General features: G+C 69.6%; 13 protein-coding genes. 10 read left to right on the top strand and 3 right to left on the bottom strand.

The window, feature by feature from the left end; all coding sequences use genetic code 11:
- The first annotated feature begins 34 nt into the window (after window positions 1-34).
- From M6G65_RS15610 to M6G65_RS15600, 3 genes are read left to right on the top strand one after another with little or no spacing between them, the layout of a single operon-like run.
- Entirely contained in the window at window positions 35-1,027 is a 993-nt protein-coding gene (locus tag M6G65_RS15610) for an efflux RND transporter periplasmic adaptor subunit (protein WP_250104148.1), read from the top strand.
- Window positions 1,009-1,263, top strand: coding sequence for a permuted SH3 domain-containing protein (locus M6G65_RS15605; RefSeq protein ID WP_250104147.1), 255 nt, complete (start codon window positions 1,009-1,011; stop codon window positions 1,261-1,263). The genes M6G65_RS15610 and M6G65_RS15605 overlap by 19 nt, the downstream gene beginning before the upstream one ends.
- Window positions 1,264-1,266: 3 nt before the next feature.
- Window positions 1,267-4,560 carry an efflux RND transporter permease subunit gene (locus M6G65_RS15600; protein ID WP_250104146.1) on the top strand — a complete coding sequence of 1,098 codons (3,294 nt, stop codon included), beginning with the start codon at window positions 1,267-1,269 and terminating at the stop codon, window positions 4,558-4,560.
- 603 nt (window positions 4,561-5,163) lie between these two features.
- Here the strand turns inward: M6G65_RS15600 and M6G65_RS15595 are convergent.
- Window positions 5,164-5,757 carry an Nmad2 family putative nucleotide modification protein gene (locus M6G65_RS15595; RefSeq protein WP_050735145.1) on the bottom strand — a complete coding sequence of 198 codons (594 nt, stop codon included), beginning with the start codon at window positions 5,755-5,757 and terminating at the stop codon, window positions 5,164-5,166.
- Window positions 5,758-5,764: 7 nt separating this feature from the next.
- Window positions 5,765-6,292: a hypothetical protein gene (locus M6G65_RS15590; RefSeq protein WP_250104145.1), complete on the bottom strand. Its 528-nt coding sequence runs from the start codon at window positions 6,290-6,292 to the stop codon at window positions 5,765-5,767.
- Between the two features lie 528 nt (window positions 6,293-6,820).
- Here M6G65_RS15590 and M6G65_RS15585 point away from each other — a divergent pair.
- The 6 genes from M6G65_RS15585 to M6G65_RS15560 all read left to right on the top strand — a co-directional run bounded on the left by M6G65_RS15585 (window position 6,821) and on the right by M6G65_RS15560 (window position 15,950).
- Window positions 6,821-7,651, top strand: a complete 831-nt coding sequence (locus M6G65_RS15585; protein ID WP_250104144.1) for a hypothetical protein — start codon at window positions 6,821-6,823, stop codon at window positions 7,649-7,651.
- On the top strand, window positions 7,648-8,316 hold the full coding sequence (locus M6G65_RS15580) for a uracil-DNA glycosylase (RefSeq protein WP_050735148.1): 669 nt from the start codon (window positions 7,648-7,650) through the stop codon (window positions 8,314-8,316). The genes M6G65_RS15585 and M6G65_RS15580 overlap by 4 nt, the downstream gene beginning before the upstream one ends.
- Before the next feature lie 311 nt (window positions 8,317-8,627).
- Window positions 8,628-9,911, top strand: coding sequence for an SIR2 family protein (locus M6G65_RS15575; protein WP_050735162.1), 1,284 nt, complete (start codon window positions 8,628-8,630; stop codon window positions 9,909-9,911).
- Window positions 9,911-10,441: a hypothetical protein gene (locus M6G65_RS15570; protein ID WP_050735149.1), complete on the top strand. Its 531-nt coding sequence runs from the start codon at window positions 9,911-9,913 to the stop codon at window positions 10,439-10,441. The genes M6G65_RS15575 and M6G65_RS15570 overlap by 1 nt, the downstream gene beginning before the upstream one ends.
- A complete protein-coding gene (locus M6G65_RS15565; protein ID WP_250104143.1) occupies window positions 10,438-12,495 on the top strand; it encodes an AAA family ATPase in 2,058 nt (685 codons plus the stop codon). Before M6G65_RS15570 ends, M6G65_RS15565 begins: the two co-directional genes overlap by 4 nt.
- A 1,787-nt stretch (window positions 12,496-14,282) precedes the next feature.
- Window positions 14,283-15,950: a methyl-accepting chemotaxis protein gene (locus M6G65_RS15560; protein ID WP_238195259.1), complete on the top strand. Its 1,668-nt coding sequence runs from the start codon at window positions 14,283-14,285 to the stop codon at window positions 15,948-15,950.
- 7 nt (window positions 15,951-15,957) lie between these two features.
- Here the strand turns inward: M6G65_RS15560 and asd are convergent, their stop codons facing one another.
- Window positions 15,958-16,857 carry an archaetidylserine decarboxylase gene (gene asd, locus M6G65_RS15555; RefSeq protein WP_238195260.1) on the bottom strand — a complete coding sequence of 300 codons (900 nt, stop codon included), beginning with the start codon at window positions 16,855-16,857 and terminating at the stop codon, window positions 15,958-15,960.
- A gap of 32 nt (window positions 16,858-16,889) precedes the next feature.
- On the opposite strand from asd, the gene M6G65_RS15550 reads away from it, so the two are divergent.
- Entirely contained in the window at window positions 16,890-18,572 is a 1,683-nt protein-coding gene (locus M6G65_RS15550; RefSeq protein ID WP_250104142.1) for an aminotransferase class III-fold pyridoxal phosphate-dependent enzyme, read from the top strand.
- The last annotated feature ends 35 nt before the right edge of the window (window positions 18,573-18,607 follow it).

Below are 18,607 nucleotides of genomic sequence, written 5' to 3'. Positions count from 1 at the left end.
CGTGCGCGTGCGGCCGCCCGTCCATGGCACCGACATGTCCAGACGTCTCATCCCCGTTCTGCTGGCCCTCGCCGGCGGCGTCCTGATCGCGACCTGGTGGCCCGGCGCTCCCGATGCGGTCCGCACCATGCTGGCGGGCGCCAGGGGGGCCGCCGCGCCTGCCAAGCCCGAACCGCACGCGGCGGCCGGTCCGGAGCCGGAGAGATCCGGCCTCGTCAAGCTGACGGACGACCAAGTCGGCAAAGCCGGCATCCGCACGGACGGGGTCGGTGGCGGGAACCTCTCGCGCCACCTGCACGTGCCGGGCACCATCGTCCCGAACGCCAACCTGACCGCCCGCATCGCGGTGAAGACCACCGGCACGGTGGTGGAGCTGCGCAAGGGGCTCGGCGACAAGGTCGCCAAGGGCGAGGTCGTGGCGCTCCTCGACAGCCGCGAGATCGCCGACGCCAAGGGAGAATACTTGGCGGCACGCGTGTCGGCCGCCCTGCAGAAGACGCTCTACGAGCGCGACAAGGAGCTCTGGGACAGGCGCATCTCGTCCGAGCAGCAGTACCTGCGCTCGCAGGCGAGCTACCAGGACCTGAAGGTCAAGGAGGACGCGGCCCGCCGCAAGCTGACCTTCCTCGGCCTCAGCCAAGCCGAGATCCAGGCGTTGCCGAACCAGCCGGAGGCGCAGTTCGAGCGCCAGGAGATCCGCTCGCCGCTCGGTGGCAAGGTCGTGGAGCGGCGCGTCGACCTCGGGGCGGCCGTCGGCCGGGACAACCTGGAGACCGAGCTCTACAGCGTCGTAGACCTGTCGACGGTCTGGGTCGATCTCGCGGTGAGCCCCGGCGACCTGCCGCTGGTCCGCGAGGGCCAGGCGGTGGCCGTGCGGGCCGAGGCGACCGGCGAGGCCGCGCGCGGTCGCATCGTCATCATCGTGCCCGTCCTCGACCAGGCCACGCGCGCGGCGCGGGTCGTCGCGGAACTGGCCAACCCGGACGAGACCGGCGGCCCGGGTCTTTCGTGGGTGCCGAGATCGTGATCTCCGACAAGCCGGTGCGGGTGCTCATCCCGGCCTCGGCCATCCAGACCTTGGAGGGCAGACCGAACGTCTTCGTGCGGGTGGCCGCGGGCTTCGAGGCTAGGCCGGTGAAGCTCGGGCGGTCGGACGACGCCGCCGTGGAGGTGACGGAGGGGCTGGAGCCCGGCGAGGCCGTGGCGGTGGCCAACACCTTCACGCTGAAGTCCGAGCTCGGCAAGGCCGCGGCGGAGGACTGAACCGTGATCCGCCCGATCCTCGCCTTCTCCGTCGCCAACCGCTACGCGGTCATCCTGGTGACGCTCATCGCCACCGCCTTCGGGGCCTGGTCGCTCGCGCGGCTGCCAATCGACGCGGTGCCGGACGTCACCAACAACCAGGTCCAGGTCAACGCCATCGCGCCGGCGCTGACGCCGGTCGAGATCGAGAAGCAGGTCACGGTCCTGGTCGAGCGGGCGCTCGCCGGCACGCCGGGCCTGGAGAGCTTGCGCTCCTTCTCGCGCAACGGCTTCGCCCAGCTCACGGCCGTGTTCAGCGACAAGGTCGACGTCTACTTCGCCGTGCAACAGGTGAACGAGCGCCTGGGCGAGGTGCGCAACACCCTGCCACCCGGGGTCGAGGTCAGGCTCGGGCCGATCTCGACCGGCCTCGGCGAGATTTACTGGTGGGCGGTCGAGTACCGTGCCGCCGGCGACGGCGCCCCGGTCCGCGATGGCCTGCCGGGCTGGCAGTCGGACGGCAGCTACCTGACGCCCGAGGGCGAGCGGCTGAGGTCCGACTTCGAGCGCACGGTCTACCTGCGCACGGTCCAGGATTGGATCATCCGGCCACAGATGAAGAGCGTGCCGGGCGTGGCCGGTGCCGATGCCATCGGCGGCTTCGTCAAGGAGTACCAGGTCAAGCCCGACCCGATGAAGCTCGTCGGCTACGGCCTGGGCTTCGCCGACCTGACCCGGGCCATCGGAGCCAACAACGTGACCCGAGGCGCCAACTACGTCGAGCGCAACGGCGAGGGCTATGTCGTCCGGGCCGGAGGGCTGATCGAGAACGTCGACCAGATCCGCGATGTCGTCGTGGCGACCCGGGCCGGGATACCGATCCTGGTGAGGGACGTCGCCGAGGTCGGGATCGGCCGCGAGCTCCGGACCGGCTCGGCCAGCGAGAACGGCCGCGAGGTCGTGCTGGGCACCGCCCTCATGCTCATCGGCGAGAACAGCCGAACCGTCTCGGCGGCCGCGGACGCCAAGATCAAGGAGATCAACAAGCTTCTCCCGCCGGGCATCCAGGCCCGGACGCTGCTCAGCCGGACCGACCTCGCCGACGCCACGATCCGGACGGTGTCCAGGAACCTGGCCGAGGGTGCGCTGCTGGTCGTCGCGGTGCTGTTCCTGGCGCTCGGCAACATCCGGGCGGCGATCATCACGGCCCTGGTCATCCCCGTCGCCATGATGCTGACGGCGACCGGCATGCTTGCGGGCCGCATCAGCGCCAACCTGATGAGCCTCGGCGCGCTCGACTTCGGGCTCATCGTCGACGGCGCGGTCATCATCGCCGAGAACAGCCTGCGCCACCTGGCCGAGCGCCAGCACGCGCTGGGACGGACGCTGAGCCTCGACGAGCGGCTGGAGACCGTGCGCGTCTCGGCCGAGGAGATGATCAAGCCGAGCGTCTACGGGCAGGCCATCATCATCCTGGTCTACGTGCCGCTGCTGACGTTCACCGGCGTGGAGGGCAAGACCTTCGCACCCATGGCGCTGACGGTGCTGATCGCGCTCGTGGCGGCCTTCGTGCTGTCCCTGACCTTCGTCCCGGCGATGGTCGCGACCTTCATCACCGGGCGGGTCGGCGAGGGCGACAACCTGCTGATCCGAGGACTGAAGGCGGCCTATCGACCGGTGCTGGGCGGGGCGGTCCGGACGCCCTTGGCTTTCATAGGCGGCGCGGTGGTCGTCCTCGGGCTGGCCGGGGCCCTGGCGACGCGGCTCGGCCAGGAGTTCACCCCGACGCTCGACGAGAAGAACATCGTCATGGAGGCGCGGCGCATCCCCTCGACGGCTATCTCGCAGTCGCAGGCCATGCAGCTCGGCGTCGAGGACGCCATGAGCAAGTTCCCGGAGGTGGCCTTCGTCTACTCGCGCTGCGGCACGCCCGACATCGCCGCCGACCCGATGCCGCCGAACGCCTGTGACACCTACCTGATCCTGAGGCCCCAAGCGGAGTGGCCGGACCCGTCCGAGGCGAAGGAATCGTTGATCGCCCGCATGGACGCCGAGGCGAAGCTGATCCCGGGCACGCTGCTCGGGTTCTCGCAGCCCATCCAGATGCGCTTCAACGAGCTGATCGCGGGCGTTCGCGACGACCTCGCGGTGAAGGTGTTCGGCGAGGAGTTCGGCCCGATGGTCGACGGCGCCCGCAAGATCGCCGGCATCCTGCGCAGCCTGGAGGGCGCCGCCGACGTGAAGGTCGAGGAGGCGGTCGGGCTGCCGTTCCTGGAGATCAAGGTCGACCGGCGCGAGATCGCCCGGCGCGGCTTGAGCATGGCGGACGTGCAGGACGTCATCGGCACGGCGGTCGGCGGCAAGGACGCCGGGCTGGTGTTCGAGGGCGACCGTCGCTTCGCCATCGTGGTCCGGTTGGCCGACGACGCCCGGGGCGACGTCGAGGCGTTGAGGAACCTGCCGGTGCCGCTACCGCCCTCGCAGGCCGCGCCCGCGCGGACGGGCACCGGGGTCCCGGCCGCTCCCGGGCCGGCCGGCGGTACGAGCGTGCCGCTGCGGCAGCTCGCCTCGTTCGCCTTGGGCGAGGGGCCGAACCAGGTGAGCCGCGAGAACGGCCGCCGCCGCGTCGTGGTCACCGCGAACGTGCGCGGGCGCGACATCGGCTCGCTGGTGGCCGAGGCGCAGGCGCGCATCGCCGCCGAGGTGCGGCTGCCGCCCGGTTACGAGGTGAAGTGGGGCGGGCAGTTCGAGAACCTGACGGCCGCTCGCCAGCGCTTGGCGGCGGTCGTGCCGGCCTGCTTCGCGCTGATCTTCCTCCTGCTCCTCGGGGCGCTAGGGTCCGGGCGCGACGCGCTGATCGTGTTCAGCGCCGTGCCGATGGCCCTGACCGGCGGCGTTGCGGCCCTGTGGCTGCGCGACATGCCCTTCTCGGTCTCGGCCGCGGTCGGGTTCATCGCGCTCTCGGGCGTCGCGGTCCTGAACGGCTTGGTGCTGCTGAACCACATCCGCGCGCTCGTGGCGGAGGGGACGGCGATTCCGGATGCCGTCCGCGAGGGCGCCCTGACCCGGCTGCGGCCGGTGGCTATGACGGCCTTGGTCGCCGCCCTGGGCTTCGTGCCGATGGCTTTGGCGACGGGCACAGGTGCGGAGGTGCAGCGGCCGCTGGCGACCGTCGTCATCGGCGGCTTGGCCAGCGCGACCGTCCTGACGCTGCTGGTCCTTCCGGCGCTCTACGTCCGGTTCGGCAAGGCCAAGGCGTCCCTCCCGTCCGCTCCACGAGGCCATGTCGTGGCGTGGGCCGACCCACGAACACCTTAGCCGGACGGCCCCGCGAGCGGTCGGATCGGGGCGTCCGCATCGCGGCGGGACAAGGTTCCGGGCAAATCGGGACAAGCTGTGTTGAGAGCGCCGCTGTCGCGGTGCTGCAAACGGGACAAGCTTTCTTGAGAGCGTGTCCTGCGCAGCCGCGCGCAAGGATCGGCATCACCGAGGTTGCCACGGACCGAGTGAGACGGCGCGCACGCGGCGGGACGACGTAACCCGATGTGTGCCGCCGCCATTCAACGCCTTTGGGAACGCCTGGTCTCGGCTCGCGTCCCGCCACCGTGGCTCGACGGATCGAGGCCAGATCCATGGCCACGAGCGGCTGTCCGCCCGGACTTCCGACCGGCTCGGATGAAAGGTCGCCGCCCGTCACCCCTACTCGAAAGCCCCTTGGCATCGCACGGGACAAGTCGGCGGTAGAGGCTTCTGAGCCAGGCTCATTCCGGCAAGCGCCGCCTTCCTAGCCGCCCGTCGGGGGCAGCCGGCGCGCGGCGTCGATGTCGCCGAAGGACCGGGGCGAGGCCACCTCGTAGCGGGTCACGCCCATGGCCTCGTGGCCGGGTTCGCCGGCGGTGGGGCCGCCGGGGCGCTCGGCTCTCAGGCTGGCCAGTTCGCCGGCCGACCCAGCAAGCCGCGGCCCGGCATGCCGCGGAGCCATGTCACGAAGGCGCTCACCCGCTCGGGCGTGAACTGGTTTCGATGGCCCTGCGTGCTGTGCACGAGATCGCTCAGTTCCTGGGGGACCAGCGGGCCCGAACCGCCCCAGTAGGCGTATTCGCGCCCGAGAAGCACCCGGTCCGTCCGACCGGTGTCGCGCACCAGGTTCGGCAGGCTGGTGACGCCCCCGGGCTCGCTATGGAAGGAATCGGCCTGGACGAAGGTGCCGTCGGCCGAGCGGCGATAGATGTTGTCGCCGTAGATCTGCATGCGGCTGCCGGACATCACCGGTCGCTTGGCGCCGAAGCGAGCGTCGTCCCAGTACCGGTCGAAGGTGAGGATCTCGTCGACCCGCATCCAGTAGACGACACGGTCCTTGATCCCGTTCGGGATCGAGCCGGTCCCGACCACGAAGTCCCCGACGCTCGCGTGCTGCCGGATCAGCGGTTTGCACGCGCTCAGCGTGCACACCCGGTGGAACGGATTGGGCGCGAACCCGAGGTCGTGGTCGATCACGTAGGAGTGGACGCGCACGCCGGCCTCAGCACTTGTTCCGCTTGGTCTGGCGCTCCGCCCGCGGCTGGGCGTCGGGCTTCAACCACTCGGGCTTCGCGTTCCTCCGCGGTAGGGCGCCCCGCAGGCTGCCCGCATCCCAGGGGACGGTATCCCCGCCGTAATCCTCGAACGCGCGCGGCAGCGTCTCGTCCTGGGTTCCAGGAGGCCAGATCCCGATCACGCGACGACCCTGGGCGGCGGCCCGCTGCATCACGCGCCCCAGCTCCTCGTCCGCGAGGCAATCGGGAGACAGCACGATCACCCCCAAGTCCTCGTCCGGCGTCTCGGCGTGACCGGCGGGGGCCTCGTCATCCGCGGGTGCGGGCTCGTCGTCTTCCGGCGCAACGGGATCCTCGACGTGCTCGCCGTCTTCCCCCTCGTCGTCCTCCCCTTCGCCGGGCTCGACGGCGGCGACCTCCTCGTCCACGACATCGCAGCCCGCCTCGGCCAAGAGCTTGAGCAGGGCCGTGCGTTCCTCGTCGCCGACAGGACCGAGCACGCAAACCTTCGGCATGTGCGGCTTCTCCCCGGTGCCCAGGTCCTTCCGTCGCGCATTACGCCCGGGAGCCTGGCTCAGTAAAGCTTAGGTGGTCAGCCGCGGTCGGTATGGCAAGGGTCCGTCCGCGGCGGCGCGGGTGGGCACCGGCACCCTGGACTGAGCGCCGGAAAGGTCCGACGATGGCAACCTGAGGATAGGCCAACCTGGAGCGGGGAGGGGACATGGATACGGCGCCGCTTAGCCTGAACGGTTATCAAGCCGGGGCGGTCCGGACGGACCGGACGCGAGGGAAGGGCACCGGCCTCGACCTGGCCGTGCTCGGCCTCTTCGGCGAGACGGGCAGCCTGCTGAGCGAGACCAAGAAGAAGCAGCGCGACGCGCGGTCCTATCTCGGCTACGAGGCGAGCGTCGTCGAGGAGATGGGCGACGCGCTCTGGTACCTGGCGGTGATCGCCGATCACGCCGGGCTGCGCTTGGGGGATCTCGCCGGCCGGGACCTCGCCGGGGGACCCGAGCCGACCTTCGCGGACGTGCAGCCGCAGCGTGCCTTGCCTTTGCACGTCCCGACCGTCGCCTTCGAGCACACCCTGCTACAGCTGGCCGGGGCCGTCGGCCGGCTGGCCGCGCTGGGGGCGCGGGGCGACCTCGCGGGAAGCCCGGACCTCCTGGAGCGTCTCTCCGCAGTGTTCGGCCTTCTCGTCGCGGCCGCGAACGAGGCCGGCGTCACCCTGGAGCAGGCCGCCATGCGCAACCTCGCGAAGGCCGAGGACCGTTGGCCGGCGACGCGCGTCGCCCCGCCGCTGTTCGGACGAGGCGTTCCCGGACGAAGAGCGCCTACCCCGCGCGTTGACCATCGACATCTTCGAGCGCACCGGCGGGAACGACAGGCGGTACGTCGTGCAGCGATGCAACGGCATCTTCATCGGCGACCGCCTGACCGACAACATCATGAAGCCGGACGATTACCGGTTCCACGACGCCTTCCACTATGCCTACGCCGCCGTCCTCGGCTGGTCGCCGGTGACGCGCGCGCTGTTCCGCCTGAAGAGGAAAAGCGAGGCCCGCGTCGACGAGGGGCAGGACGGAGCGCGCGCGATCCTGATCGAGGAGGGCGTGGCGACGTTCGTCTTCGGTGAGGCGAAGCAGCTCGGCTTCTTCGAAGGACAGCGCCCGGGCGACCTGGGCTTCGCCTTCCTGAAATCGGTGAGGCAATTCGTGCGCGGCTACGAGGTCGAGGCCTGCCCGCTCTGGCTTTGGGAAGAGGCCATCCTCGCCGGTAACGAAGCGTTTCGTTTCTTGCGGGAGAAGCGCCGCGGGCGCCTTCGGCTCGATCTGGTCGGGCGGAAGATGCTGGTCGAGGACCTGCCGACATGACACCTGGCGCCTTCATCGAGGCCCTCGCGGCGCTTCGCTTCAGCGACACCTTCAACCCCTACGCCGAGGCCTGCCCGGACCACGACGGCGTCGGTGCGCCCCAGGTCCGGCGTGAGAACCTGCGCCTCGTGCTGGAGGCGGCCCTCGCCGGAGGCGTCGACTCGATCTGGATCGCGCGCGACCTCGGGTACCGTGGCGGGCGGCGCACGGGCCTGGCGCTCACGGACGAGGCCCACCTCTCCGCCCATGCCGGCCTCTACGGTCAATTGCCGCTGGCGCGGGCAACCCGCGGCCCCGCGATGACCGAGCGCACGGCGACGGTGATCTGGCAGGTTCTCCGGGACCTGCGACGTCCGATCTTCCTCTGGAACGTCTTCCCGCTCCATCCGCACGCGTCGGGCGACCCGCTGTCCAATCGCTGCCACACCCGTCGGGAACGGCAGGCGTCCCGCCACCTCCTCGAATGGCTGGTGTCGGAATTGCGGCCCCGGGTCCTGGTCGCCATCGGGAGGGATGCCGAGGCGGCGTTGGCGGACTTGGGTATGGCGGCCGAGCGGGTCCGGCATCCCAGCTACGGAGGTCAGACCGAGTTCGTCGCTCGGATGGGCGAGTTGTACGGCCTACCCGCCAAAGCTCCGCACGCGGTGCAACTCACGCTGCCGTAAGGAAACCGCAGCCGGATCTTCCCGACGTTGGTCTGGCGGGCCTCCAAGTCAGGCATGACGCACCAGCACGTGTTCGTATGCTGGCCCGGGATGAGACGCCTCGAACCTTCCCATCGCCCCGGCGGCCACGCGCACCTATGCCGGCGAGACTTCCAGGGTGCGACGCACCGGTGAACCCTCGGGGCGGGCAACGGGAAGCCGGATCACCTTGCTTTACCTTAGGCGTGCCTCCGGTCTATCGCCTTGGCGAAGATCCGGCGGACGAAGGGGGCGGTTTGGACGCGGCGGTTCGTGCGCGATTGCTCGCCTCCATGGAAGCCGGGCGCCTCGTCCTCCTCTGCGGCGCCGGCCTGTCGATGGCGCCGCCGAGTTCCCTGCCGTCGGCCTGGACCGTGGCCGCCAGGTGCTACGACCGCTATGTCATGAGCATCGATCCGGAGTGCCCGCAGGAACTGCGCGGCGACCTGGAGTCCCTGGCGGAGATCTTCGCCAAGGAGGACATGCTCGGGTCGGTCTTCATCGACGCTCTCGTGCCCTGGGAGGATTTCGTCCGGCCGCCCAACGTCGGGCACGCCGCGGTGGCGGACTTCCTGATCACGCGCTTGGCCGCCGGTGTCGTGTCGGCGAATTACGACACCCTGATCGAGCGCCGCGCGCAGGAATACGGGTTCGATCTCCTCGCCTCCCTCGACGGCGACGAGGCAAAGGTCCAGGCCCGCAAGCACGCGCCCCTGCTCAAGTTTCATGGCTGCTCCGTCCGCGAGCGGCGCGCCACGGTCTGGACGGCCTCACAGCTCACCGAGGACCGGGTGATCGCCGCGCGCATCGAGAAGACGAAGACGTGGATGGCCCACCACCTCCGCGAGAGCGACCTGCTCGTCGTCGGCTTCTGGTCGGATTGGTCCTATCTCAACACCGTTCTCGCCGAGGCATTGACGGGCGTCGCGCCGCTGTCGGTGACGCTGGTCGATTTGGCGCCCGAGGACGTCCTGCAGGCCAAGGCGCCCGAACTCTGGACCCTGGCCAATTCGGAGAACGTCCGGTTCACGCATGTTCAGCGTTCGGGGGCCGAAGTCCTAGACGAACTCCGGAGGGCGTTTTCCCAGGCGTACCTACGCAAGGTCCTGCACGCCGGGCGCGCCGCGTTGGAGAGCGAGCTCGGAGCGGAGTGTGAGGCGGGCTGGCTCGATCCGCCCGACCTGGGCAGCGAGGAACTCTACGACCTTCGACGGGACGCCGAGGGCGTGCCGGCCACCGCCGCGGCGACCTTGCGGAACCCGGGGCCGTCCGAGGTCCTGGGCTACGCGCACCTGTTGCTGCGGCGTGCCGGTGCCAGCCAGACCCCCGTCGGCTATGATCTCGCGGGCCGCCGGATCAGGGTCGTGAACGGTTCGGGCATGCTGCTCCAGACGGTGCAGGACCGGTTCAGGGAGACGCCGTTCGAGGTCGCCGACATCGTGGTCTGCGCCGGAGCCACCGACGTCGGCCTGCCGTTGAACGTCGTTCGGGAAGGGCGACCGGGCGACATAATCCGGCCGAGCGCCTCCGCGGCATGGCTCGACCTTCCCGCCGCCCGCAGGGAGCTCGACGTGTGATGGACATAGCGACTCAATCCGAGGTGCTCCTCCGGTCGGCAGGCTATGAGACTTGGACCTGGCCGGGCGGCAGCGTGCCGGTCGTCTGCTTCGAGAACGCGGCGGTCGTCGGATTCCTGCACGTCTTCGCGAGCGGCGAGAGCCTGCTCGCCGATTGGCAGCAAATCCAGCAGGCCACGCTCGGCCGGCATGCGGCCTCGTTGCGCTCTGCAGGCACAAAGGCCTGGAACGTTTACGCCTTGTTCCTGGCTTGCGGCTCCGAACCGGCCCTCGCGCGGCGGATCGAGCGGATCGAGGAGGACTTCTCCATGACCCGCAAGATCGCGCGCGGCGACTTGCGCACGGTGGCCGATTTGCGAAGAACGTTGTTGCCCCTCCTGCCGGTCCTCAGCGCACCCGAGATCGGCGGGGCCGATTACCGGGCCCGTCTGCGGGCGCGCTTGAGCGACCTGCCGGACGACGCTGTGGCCGCGTTCCTGGGCGCGGCGAGCGCTTCCGAGGTGGCGCGCATCCTGGTGGATGCGCCATGAGGCTCGACTACCTCGAACTGTGCGGCTTCCGGGGCTTCCTGGAGCGCCAGCGGGTCGATTTCGGCACTGGCTTCACCGTGATCTGCGGACGCAACGGCGTCGGGAAGAGCACGCTGTGCGACGCGGTCGAGTTCGCCCTCACCGGCCAAATCGACAAGTACCTCGTCGACAAGGCGGCGAAGGAAAGCCTCGACGACTACGTCTGGTGGCGCGGCGAAGGCCACCCGGAGGCGCACTTCGTCACCGTGGGATTCCGCGCCGATGACGGGAGCGGCTTCGCAGTGACGCGCTCGCGCGAGACCGGCGCCGACCGGGACGCGGCACGCATCGAGGCGATGCTCTGCGTTCCGGGCGCGCAGCCCGAGCGGGCCCTCCAGCAGGTCTGCAGGACATCCATCATTCGCGACGAATGGATCGCTGCGCTCAGCCTCGACCTGACGGAAACGCAACGGTTCGAGTTCGTGCGCGCGGCGCTGGGCGCCATCGAGGGTCCGGATTACGCCGCCAAGGCTCGCGAGGCCCTGTCCTCCGCCGAGGCCGTACACAATGCCGCCGCGCAGGCCTATGAGGAGGCGCGCGCACGTCTGACCGCGGCGCTGACCGACTTGGAGCAGATCCGGGACGTCGCCCTGCAGGCCGGGGACGTCGCGGCCGTCCTTGCCACCCTGGACGAGCTTACGCCTGGGGCCGGCCCCGACCTGGGAGCTCGGGTCGCGGCAGCTCGGAAGACGCTGGCCGGGCGCCGTTCGAACCTCGGCGAGATGGGATGGGTCGCCGACGAGGCTCGCGCGGTGGCCGCATTGCGCGACACGGTCGCGCGACACGGCGACAGCGCAGGCCGGGACGCGGTGGCGGTGGCCGAAGCCGAGGTCGCGGTCCAGGAAGCCCGCCGCCAGCTGCAGGCCGCCGAGGCGCGCCTGGACCGTGAACAGGAAAGCGACGGCCTCGCCGCGTCGCTCGCGATCCTGGTCGATCACGGCAGCCGGATCGGCCTGCATGACGACCGTTGCCCGCTATGCCGCGCGCCGCAGGGCGCCCCCGAGTTCGAGACGGGGCTCGCATCCGCGCGCCAGCGCCTCGCCGCCCGGCGGTCGGCAGTGCCGGAGGCGCGAGGCGAGGTCGCGGCGGCCCGAACCCGGGTCGAGGATGCCGGCGAGATCCTGAAGCAGGCCGAGACGGTCGTCCATCGCCTCGCGTCCGCCCAAGCCGAGCTGGAAGCCCGGGAAGAGGCGCTTTCGGCCGAGCTCGTGCGACGTTCCCTGGATGGAGAGCTGGCCTACGACCCAGAGGCCCTGGAGGAGGTGGTGGAGGCCGAAAGGAGTCGGTTGATCGACCTGGAACGGAGCATCCTCACCTTGGAAGCTTCGCAGGCGGTGGAACGCGTAACGGAGCTCGAAGCGCGCCTCGAAGCGCTTCGGGCAGAGGCCGACGACGCGAGCGACCGGCTCGCGCGCGCCCACGCTGCGGTGACGACCGCCCGGACGCTGGATCGTACGGTCCGCAGGACGAATGCCGAGATCATCGGCGAGCGCCTGGCGGTTATCAGCCCGCTGCTGAACGAGCTGTACCAGCGGCTTCGCCCGCATTCCGAGTGGCGGACCATCGATTACGGCATACGCGGCGACGTCAGGCGTTTCCTGAGCCTGCGGGTCGGCAACGGCTTGAACCCGCAATTCGTGTTCAGCAGCGGGCAGAGGCGTGCGGCCGGGCTGGCCTTCCTCCTCTCCGTTCACCTGTCCCGGCCATGGTGCAATTGGCGGACGCTCATGCTCGGCGACCCGGTCCAGCACATCGATGATTTCCGGGCCTTGCACTTGGTCGAGGTCCTGTCGGCCCTGCAGCGGTCGGGCCGGCAGATCGTCTGTGCCGTCGAGGATCCGTCGTTGGCGGAATTGCTGTGCCGGCGCCTCATGAGCGAGCCCACGGCGCTCGGTCGCCGCCACGACCTGGATCTTGTTCCCGGCGGGGGTGCCTCGGTCACTCGCTCGACGGACATCGAACCAGCCATGGTCGGCGTGCTCAGGAGGGCAAGGGACCTGAGCGCGGCGAGCTGAGACGGCCTCGATGACCGACGGCGTCGGGGCTGTGCCCGCCCAGGACCGGTGTTTCGACCCGCGGTCCCCGATTTCGTGACCTCGGAAGGAAGAGGGCAGGGAGCTCGACGACCGCCTCGCAAACGCTCCCCGCTCTCCGCAGACCCCGTCCGACGTGGGTGTCGCCCTGCCCGTCGAAAGCGGAGAGCATTCCTGCGCGCGGCAATTCCGGGGAGTGGATGCCCGATCAGGCCGCGAAACCGAAAAGGTTTCGTCCCGGCCAGCGGTCCTGGCTCAGGCCCAACACGGGAATCATCATGTCCGCAGAGGGGCGGCGCGGTCACGGGCGCCCCTCTGCGGAGGCCACCCCCTCTGCGGAGGCCACCGGCTTCAAGCACATCCCGGGCGTGAGGACAGGCTTCCCTGACAATCGGGATAAGCTCTCTTGAGTGCGTACCATTGGCAGGGCCGTAAATCGGGACACGCTTTCATGATAGTCTGCCTCGGCTGTCCCAGCCGTCCGGCTCGCCTCGTCCCGAGGCGGCTTCCTCGTGCATGCCGGGCCGCCGTCCAGATCATCGTGGAGCGGCCGATCCGAACACGTGAGGACCGCAGCGACGGTATCGGCGAAGCCAGCCGAGCCGACCGCCAGGGCGCCTCCTCGGACCTGAACGATCAGGGCGCTCGACCGGATGCCCCCGGCGTTGGGGGCCGGTGGTGTCCTCGCGGCCATTCCGAAAAGAAAGTACGGCAACCCGAAGGGCATGGTCCGGTCCGCAGATCACGCTAAGGACGCGGTCTGGACCCATCGGCCCTATGATCGAGCCGGCATCGGGTTTGATGCCGGCCTCTGTTTCCAAGGGTTGGACCAGGCATCCGCGCCTGGGCATGTCGGGTCTAGGGAGCGAGGCGGATCACGTTCCCTACAAATCGGGATAAACTTAAATGAGACCGCCCCTCCAGAGGTAACAGAAATCAAGACAAATTCTCATGTTAGCGTGCACCAAGGCGGGTTGTCGGATCTGCTGCGGACTGTGCTGCGCAGATTCTTTTCCGGAACCAGGCTGTGGTACTGCCGCCTCAATCCGAAAAACCGTGACGGTGAGACGGTGAGACGGTGAGACGAGGGCAATTTGTTATCCTCCGAGCCATCGCGGAAGCCGCAGTCGGTCGAGAACACGGAAACGCGAAGCTGAGCGGACGTGAGGGGCCGTTCGCGAACAAGGTCAAACTTCTCTGTAAGCACGGATCTGTATGGACAGAGTTCCGTGTGCTTTAGGCCAAGCTCATTTGAGAGCACTCCCTGTGGGGATTCCTCAAATCAGGACAAGCTTTGCCGAGAAATGACAGCCGGACCGTCCCGACAAACTGCGCCGTCCGCTTCGCAAGGAAGCGGGCGGCGCGTCGCATGTTCAGCCGGCCTTTGCCCGCCGGACTGTGTTTCCGACGAGCTGTTCTACCCTCCGTGTCATCCAGAGGTGGCGCGCGAGTCGACTGACGGCGCTGGCCTCCGCGTCGGGCATTTCGGACAGGACTGCCGACCGGCAGTGACAGTCGCGCACATTTGACTCCCGGCTTTTGGCTCCGGTTCAGTCGCAGCAAACGATCTTAGGAGATTGCAAACCCCGGACGGGAGCGATCGCTCGGATCTCAAGACGATCTAGAGCCATCTTCGCGGCCATCGAACTGAACATCTGTTTTTATTGCCGCTCCATTGCGACTTGCCGCATCGTACACTTGAAGCGCGCTGACACGATGCTAGATCGACAGAGCATTTCGGGCTCAGTTCGGCAACGCGATCACCCTCGATGAAGATCTCGATCAAGGCTCGGCTCATTGCGCTCCTCGCGATGCTGGGCGCTCTCCTCTTTTCGTCGGTCGCGCTCGGAACCTATGCGTTGCGCAGCAACTCCGAGAGCCTGGAGACCATCTTCAAAGATCGGGTTGTGCCGCTCAGCCAGTTCAGCATGCTGCGGGATGCGTACGACGCCATCCTTGTCGTGGTGCGCACGGTCGATACGCCCGCGGCCGATAAGGTCGCGGCTGCTGAGGTTGTGGATCGAGAGCTCGCGCGCGCGAAGCGGGTCTGGACCGAATACCTGGCCACCTATCTGACACCGGAAGAGCAGCAGCTGATCGCGGACCTCGAGCCCCAGCTTGAACGAAACGCGGCCATCCTCACCGGCCTCAGCCGAGCGGCCAGAGCGCAGGAGCCGGACGCGATCGCGGCCGCAAAGGCCGAGCTGCTCAACGCCATGGGGCCGACGTCGACCGGCGTCAGCAAGCTGACCGACCTGCAAGTCCGCGAGGCCCGCGCCGAATTCGATCGCGCGGACGCAATGGCGCAGCGCCTTCGGATCCTGCTCCTCATCATGCTCGCTGCCGCCGCGATCGCCGTCGCGTACGGCGTCGTCGTGGTCCTCGTCCAGGTGACGCGGCCCATCGGCGAGACGACAGCGACGATGACCCGCCTCGCCTCGGGGGATCTCACAGTCCGCGTCGGCGGTGCGGAGCGCCACGACGAGATCGGCGCCATGGTCAAGGCCGTCCAGGTCTTCAAGGATGCCCTCGTCGCCAAGCGCGCGGCGGACGACGCGGCCGCAACCGAGCAGGCGGTGAAGACCCGTCGCGCGGAAACGCTCGATCGCGCCACGCAAGCGTTCCGGCTCCAGGTCGAACGCATGACGCACACGCTCGCGAATGCCGCCGGCGAGATGGAGGCTGCGGCCCGGGTCATGAGCCGCAATGCCGATCAGACCGCCGCCCAGTCGGTCAATGTCTCGTCGGCAGCCGAGCAGACGTCCGCGAACGTACAGACCGTGGCGGCAGCCAGTGAAGAGCTGGCGGTCTCGATCGGCGCGATCAATGGCCAGATCGCTCGGTCCACCGACATGGCGGAACGGGCCGCCGCCGATGCCGCCGAAACGAACACGCTGGTGATGGGGCTGGCCGACGGCGCCGAACGGATCGGGACCGTGATCAGCCTGATCTCCGGCATTGCCGCGCAGACCAGCCTGCTGGCCCTCAACGCGACCATCGAGGCCGCCAGGGCCGGGGAGGCCGGGCAGGGCTTCGCGGTGGTGGCGGGCGAAGTCAAGGACCTGGCGGCCCAGACAGCCAAGGCGACGGAGACGATCGCCGCACAGGTCGCGGCCATCCAAGGCGAGACCCACCGTGCGGTCAATGCCATCCAGGCCATCACGACCGTGGTCCTGGATCTCAGGACGATCGCCGTCGGCGTAGCGGCCTCGATGGAAGAGCAGGGGGCGGTCACGCAGGAGATCGTGCGCAACGTCAATCAGGCCGCGGACGGGACTCAGGCGGTCACCCTCAATATCGGCGCCGTGACCCAGGCCGCGGCGGAGACCGGCACCGCCGCAGCCCAGGTGCTGGAAGCCGCCTCGGACCTGTCACGGCAGTCGGGCGAACTCAGCACCGCGGTCACGGAGTTTCTGGCGGCGGTTCACGCAGCGTGACGGCTCCTCAGGCCGGACCGTCCGGCAGGCGCATCAAAGGCTCGCCCATGCGCAGGCGCGCGCCCTCGCGCAGGGCCGGCCAGAGCGTGAAACCCGGTGGCGCGAGCACCACGATGGTCGATCCGTGCTCGAACCAGCCCATCTCCGCGCCCTTGCGGAGCCGGGTCGTGCAGGGGAGCGTCCGGCCTCTCGTAGACCGCAGATCGACCGCCTCCGGGAGAAAGCCGAGACGCAGACCCGCCACCAGGATCGCGGCCACCGGCACCAGCGTGACGGGATGGCCGCGCTCGCCCACGCGCAGACGCAAGACCGCCCGCTCGTTGCGGCAGAACAGGGCCTCGACGCGCTTCAGCGCGATCGGGTTCACGTTCCAGGTGTCGCCCCAGATGTGCCGGACCGAATCGACGCGCAGGTCATGCGGCGCGTGGAAGCGATGGTACATCCCGGCGGTCAGGCGCAGGGTCGCGTAGGTGCCGCCCTCATGAAGGCGCGACAGCGCCTCATCGCCGCCGAGCAGGTCCGCGAGCCGGTAGGACAGGCCCTTGATCTGGTACAGGCGTCCCGCCTCGATCCGCCCGTGCGCACCCAGGATCGCGTCGCTCGGGCTCGTCAGGATCGCGGGATCGGCCTCGACCGGCCGGGCGCCGGGTCGCAGGGCGCGCACGAAGGCCGCGTGGAGGCTCGGGAACCGCGTGTCCCGCGCGTCGCTGAGATCGACGTCGCAGAACAGGCGCCACGTCGCGATCGAGAGATCGCGCACCCAGGGCTGCTCGATGCGGCTGAACCAGCCCATGAAGCGGGTGGCGAGGCGACGGGGAATGCGGTTGGTCAGGAGGAAGTTCAGATCCTCCTGCGCGCCCACGCGCGCCAGGGCCGAGCGCAGCCGCGATCCGGGAACCGTCATCATGCCGTGAACCGCCTCCGATAGGCGGCGGGGCGATGTCTGCCCTCCTCGCCGCCCTGTCCGCCACCACTGCCGTCGCGCTCCTCGCCCTGCCGCGGGCGGCGCAGCGCCTGCAGCTGTCCCGGGCGAAGCACCCCTCGCTCACCGGCCATGGGCGGATGGCGCGGCGCGTCGCAGGGCTGATCCCGCACTACGCCTATTCCGAGCACGCCTTCTTCCGCTCCGACGATCCGGACGAGGCCGTAGCCCTGCGCCGCGAGGCGGGGTTCGCGCGGCTCGCCGACCTGTTCCGCGCGCGCTTTCCCCGGACCCGGGCCGAGACCGCAGCTGTTCGCGACGGCCTGTCGGACCTCCAGTTCACCGGGCTCTACCGGGTGCCGTTCCAGTATGCCCGGCACGTCCGCGATCACCTGGGCACCGGTGCCTTCGCGGCCGCTTCCGAAGGCGTGACCGTCACGGATCTCGACGGGAACGTGTTCTACGACCTCGCCGGCTCCTACGGCGTGAACCTGTTCGGGGTCGATTTTTACCGAGCCTGCCTGGAGGAGGGGGCTGCGCGAGTCTCGGCGCTCGGCCCCGTGCTGGGCCCGCTCCATCCGGTCGTCACCGGCAACGTGGCGCGGCTGAAGGCGCTCTCGGGCCTCGGCGAGGTGTCGTTCCACATGTCCGGCACCGAGGCGGTGATGCAGGCGGTGCGGCTCGCTCGCTATCACACCGGCCGGCGACGCATCGTGCGCCTGTGCGGCGCATATCACGGCTGGTGGGGCGAGGTGCAGCCGGGCATCGGCAACCCGGTCCCGACGCGCGACACGCTGACTCTGGCCGACATGTCCGAGCGGACCTTGCGGGTGCTGTCGACGCGCCGGGACGTCGCCTGCGTGCTGGTCAACCCGCTCCAGGCCCTGCATCCCAATGCCGGGGCGCCGGCCGATTCCGCGCTGGTCGACAGCGCCCGCAAGGCGGCCTTCGACCGGGCCGCCTACACACGGTGGCTGCACGAGCTGCGGGCGGTTTGCACGGCCCGCGGCATCGTGTTGATCCTCGGCGAGGTCTTCCTGGGCTTCCGCTTGGCCCGCGGCGGGGCGCAGGACTATTTCGGCTTGCGCGCCGACATGGTCACCTACGGCAAGACGCTGGGCGGCGGCCTGCCGGTCGGCGTCCTGTGCGGCCGTGCCGAGCTCATGCGCCGCTACCGGGACGACCGACCGGTCGACATCTGCTTCGCGCGAGGCACCTTCAACGCCCACCCCTACGTGATGGGTGCCATGAGCGCGTTCCTCGACCGCCTGGACACGCCTGAGGTCGCCGGGCTGTACCGCGGCCTCGACGCGACCTGGGATGCGCGGGCGGCGCGCCTCAACGGGATGCTTGCGGAAGCGGGTCTGCCGGTGCGGGTGGCCCACATGTCCACGGTCTGGACGGTCCTGTACACCAAGCCGTCCCGCTACAATTGGATGCTGCAATTTTACCTGCGCGCCGAGGGGCTGGCCCTGTCGTGGGTCGGGACCGGCCGGATGATCTTCAGCCTCGCTTATGACGATGCCGCCTTCGCGGCCGTCGCGGACCGGTTCGTGGCGGCGGCGCGCGCCATGCAGGCGGATGGCTGGTGGGACGGGACGGCGCCCAGCGACAAGGCGATCCGTAGGTCGATCCTGCGCGAGGTCGCGGCGGTCAGGCTGGGCGGCTGGCTGGGACTGCGCGCGCCGAACCAGGCCTGATCCAAGCGCGCCGGGCCGATACGCGGCCCGGCGCA

Origin of the sequence: Methylobacterium tardum (assembly GCF_023546765.1) — a bacterium.
Classification (GTDB): domain Bacteria; phylum Pseudomonadota; class Alphaproteobacteria; order Rhizobiales; family Beijerinckiaceae; genus Methylobacterium; species Methylobacterium tardum.
The sequence above is the reverse complement of the archived record's forward strand: the minus strand, read 5'-3'. Positions and strand labels throughout refer to the sequence as shown.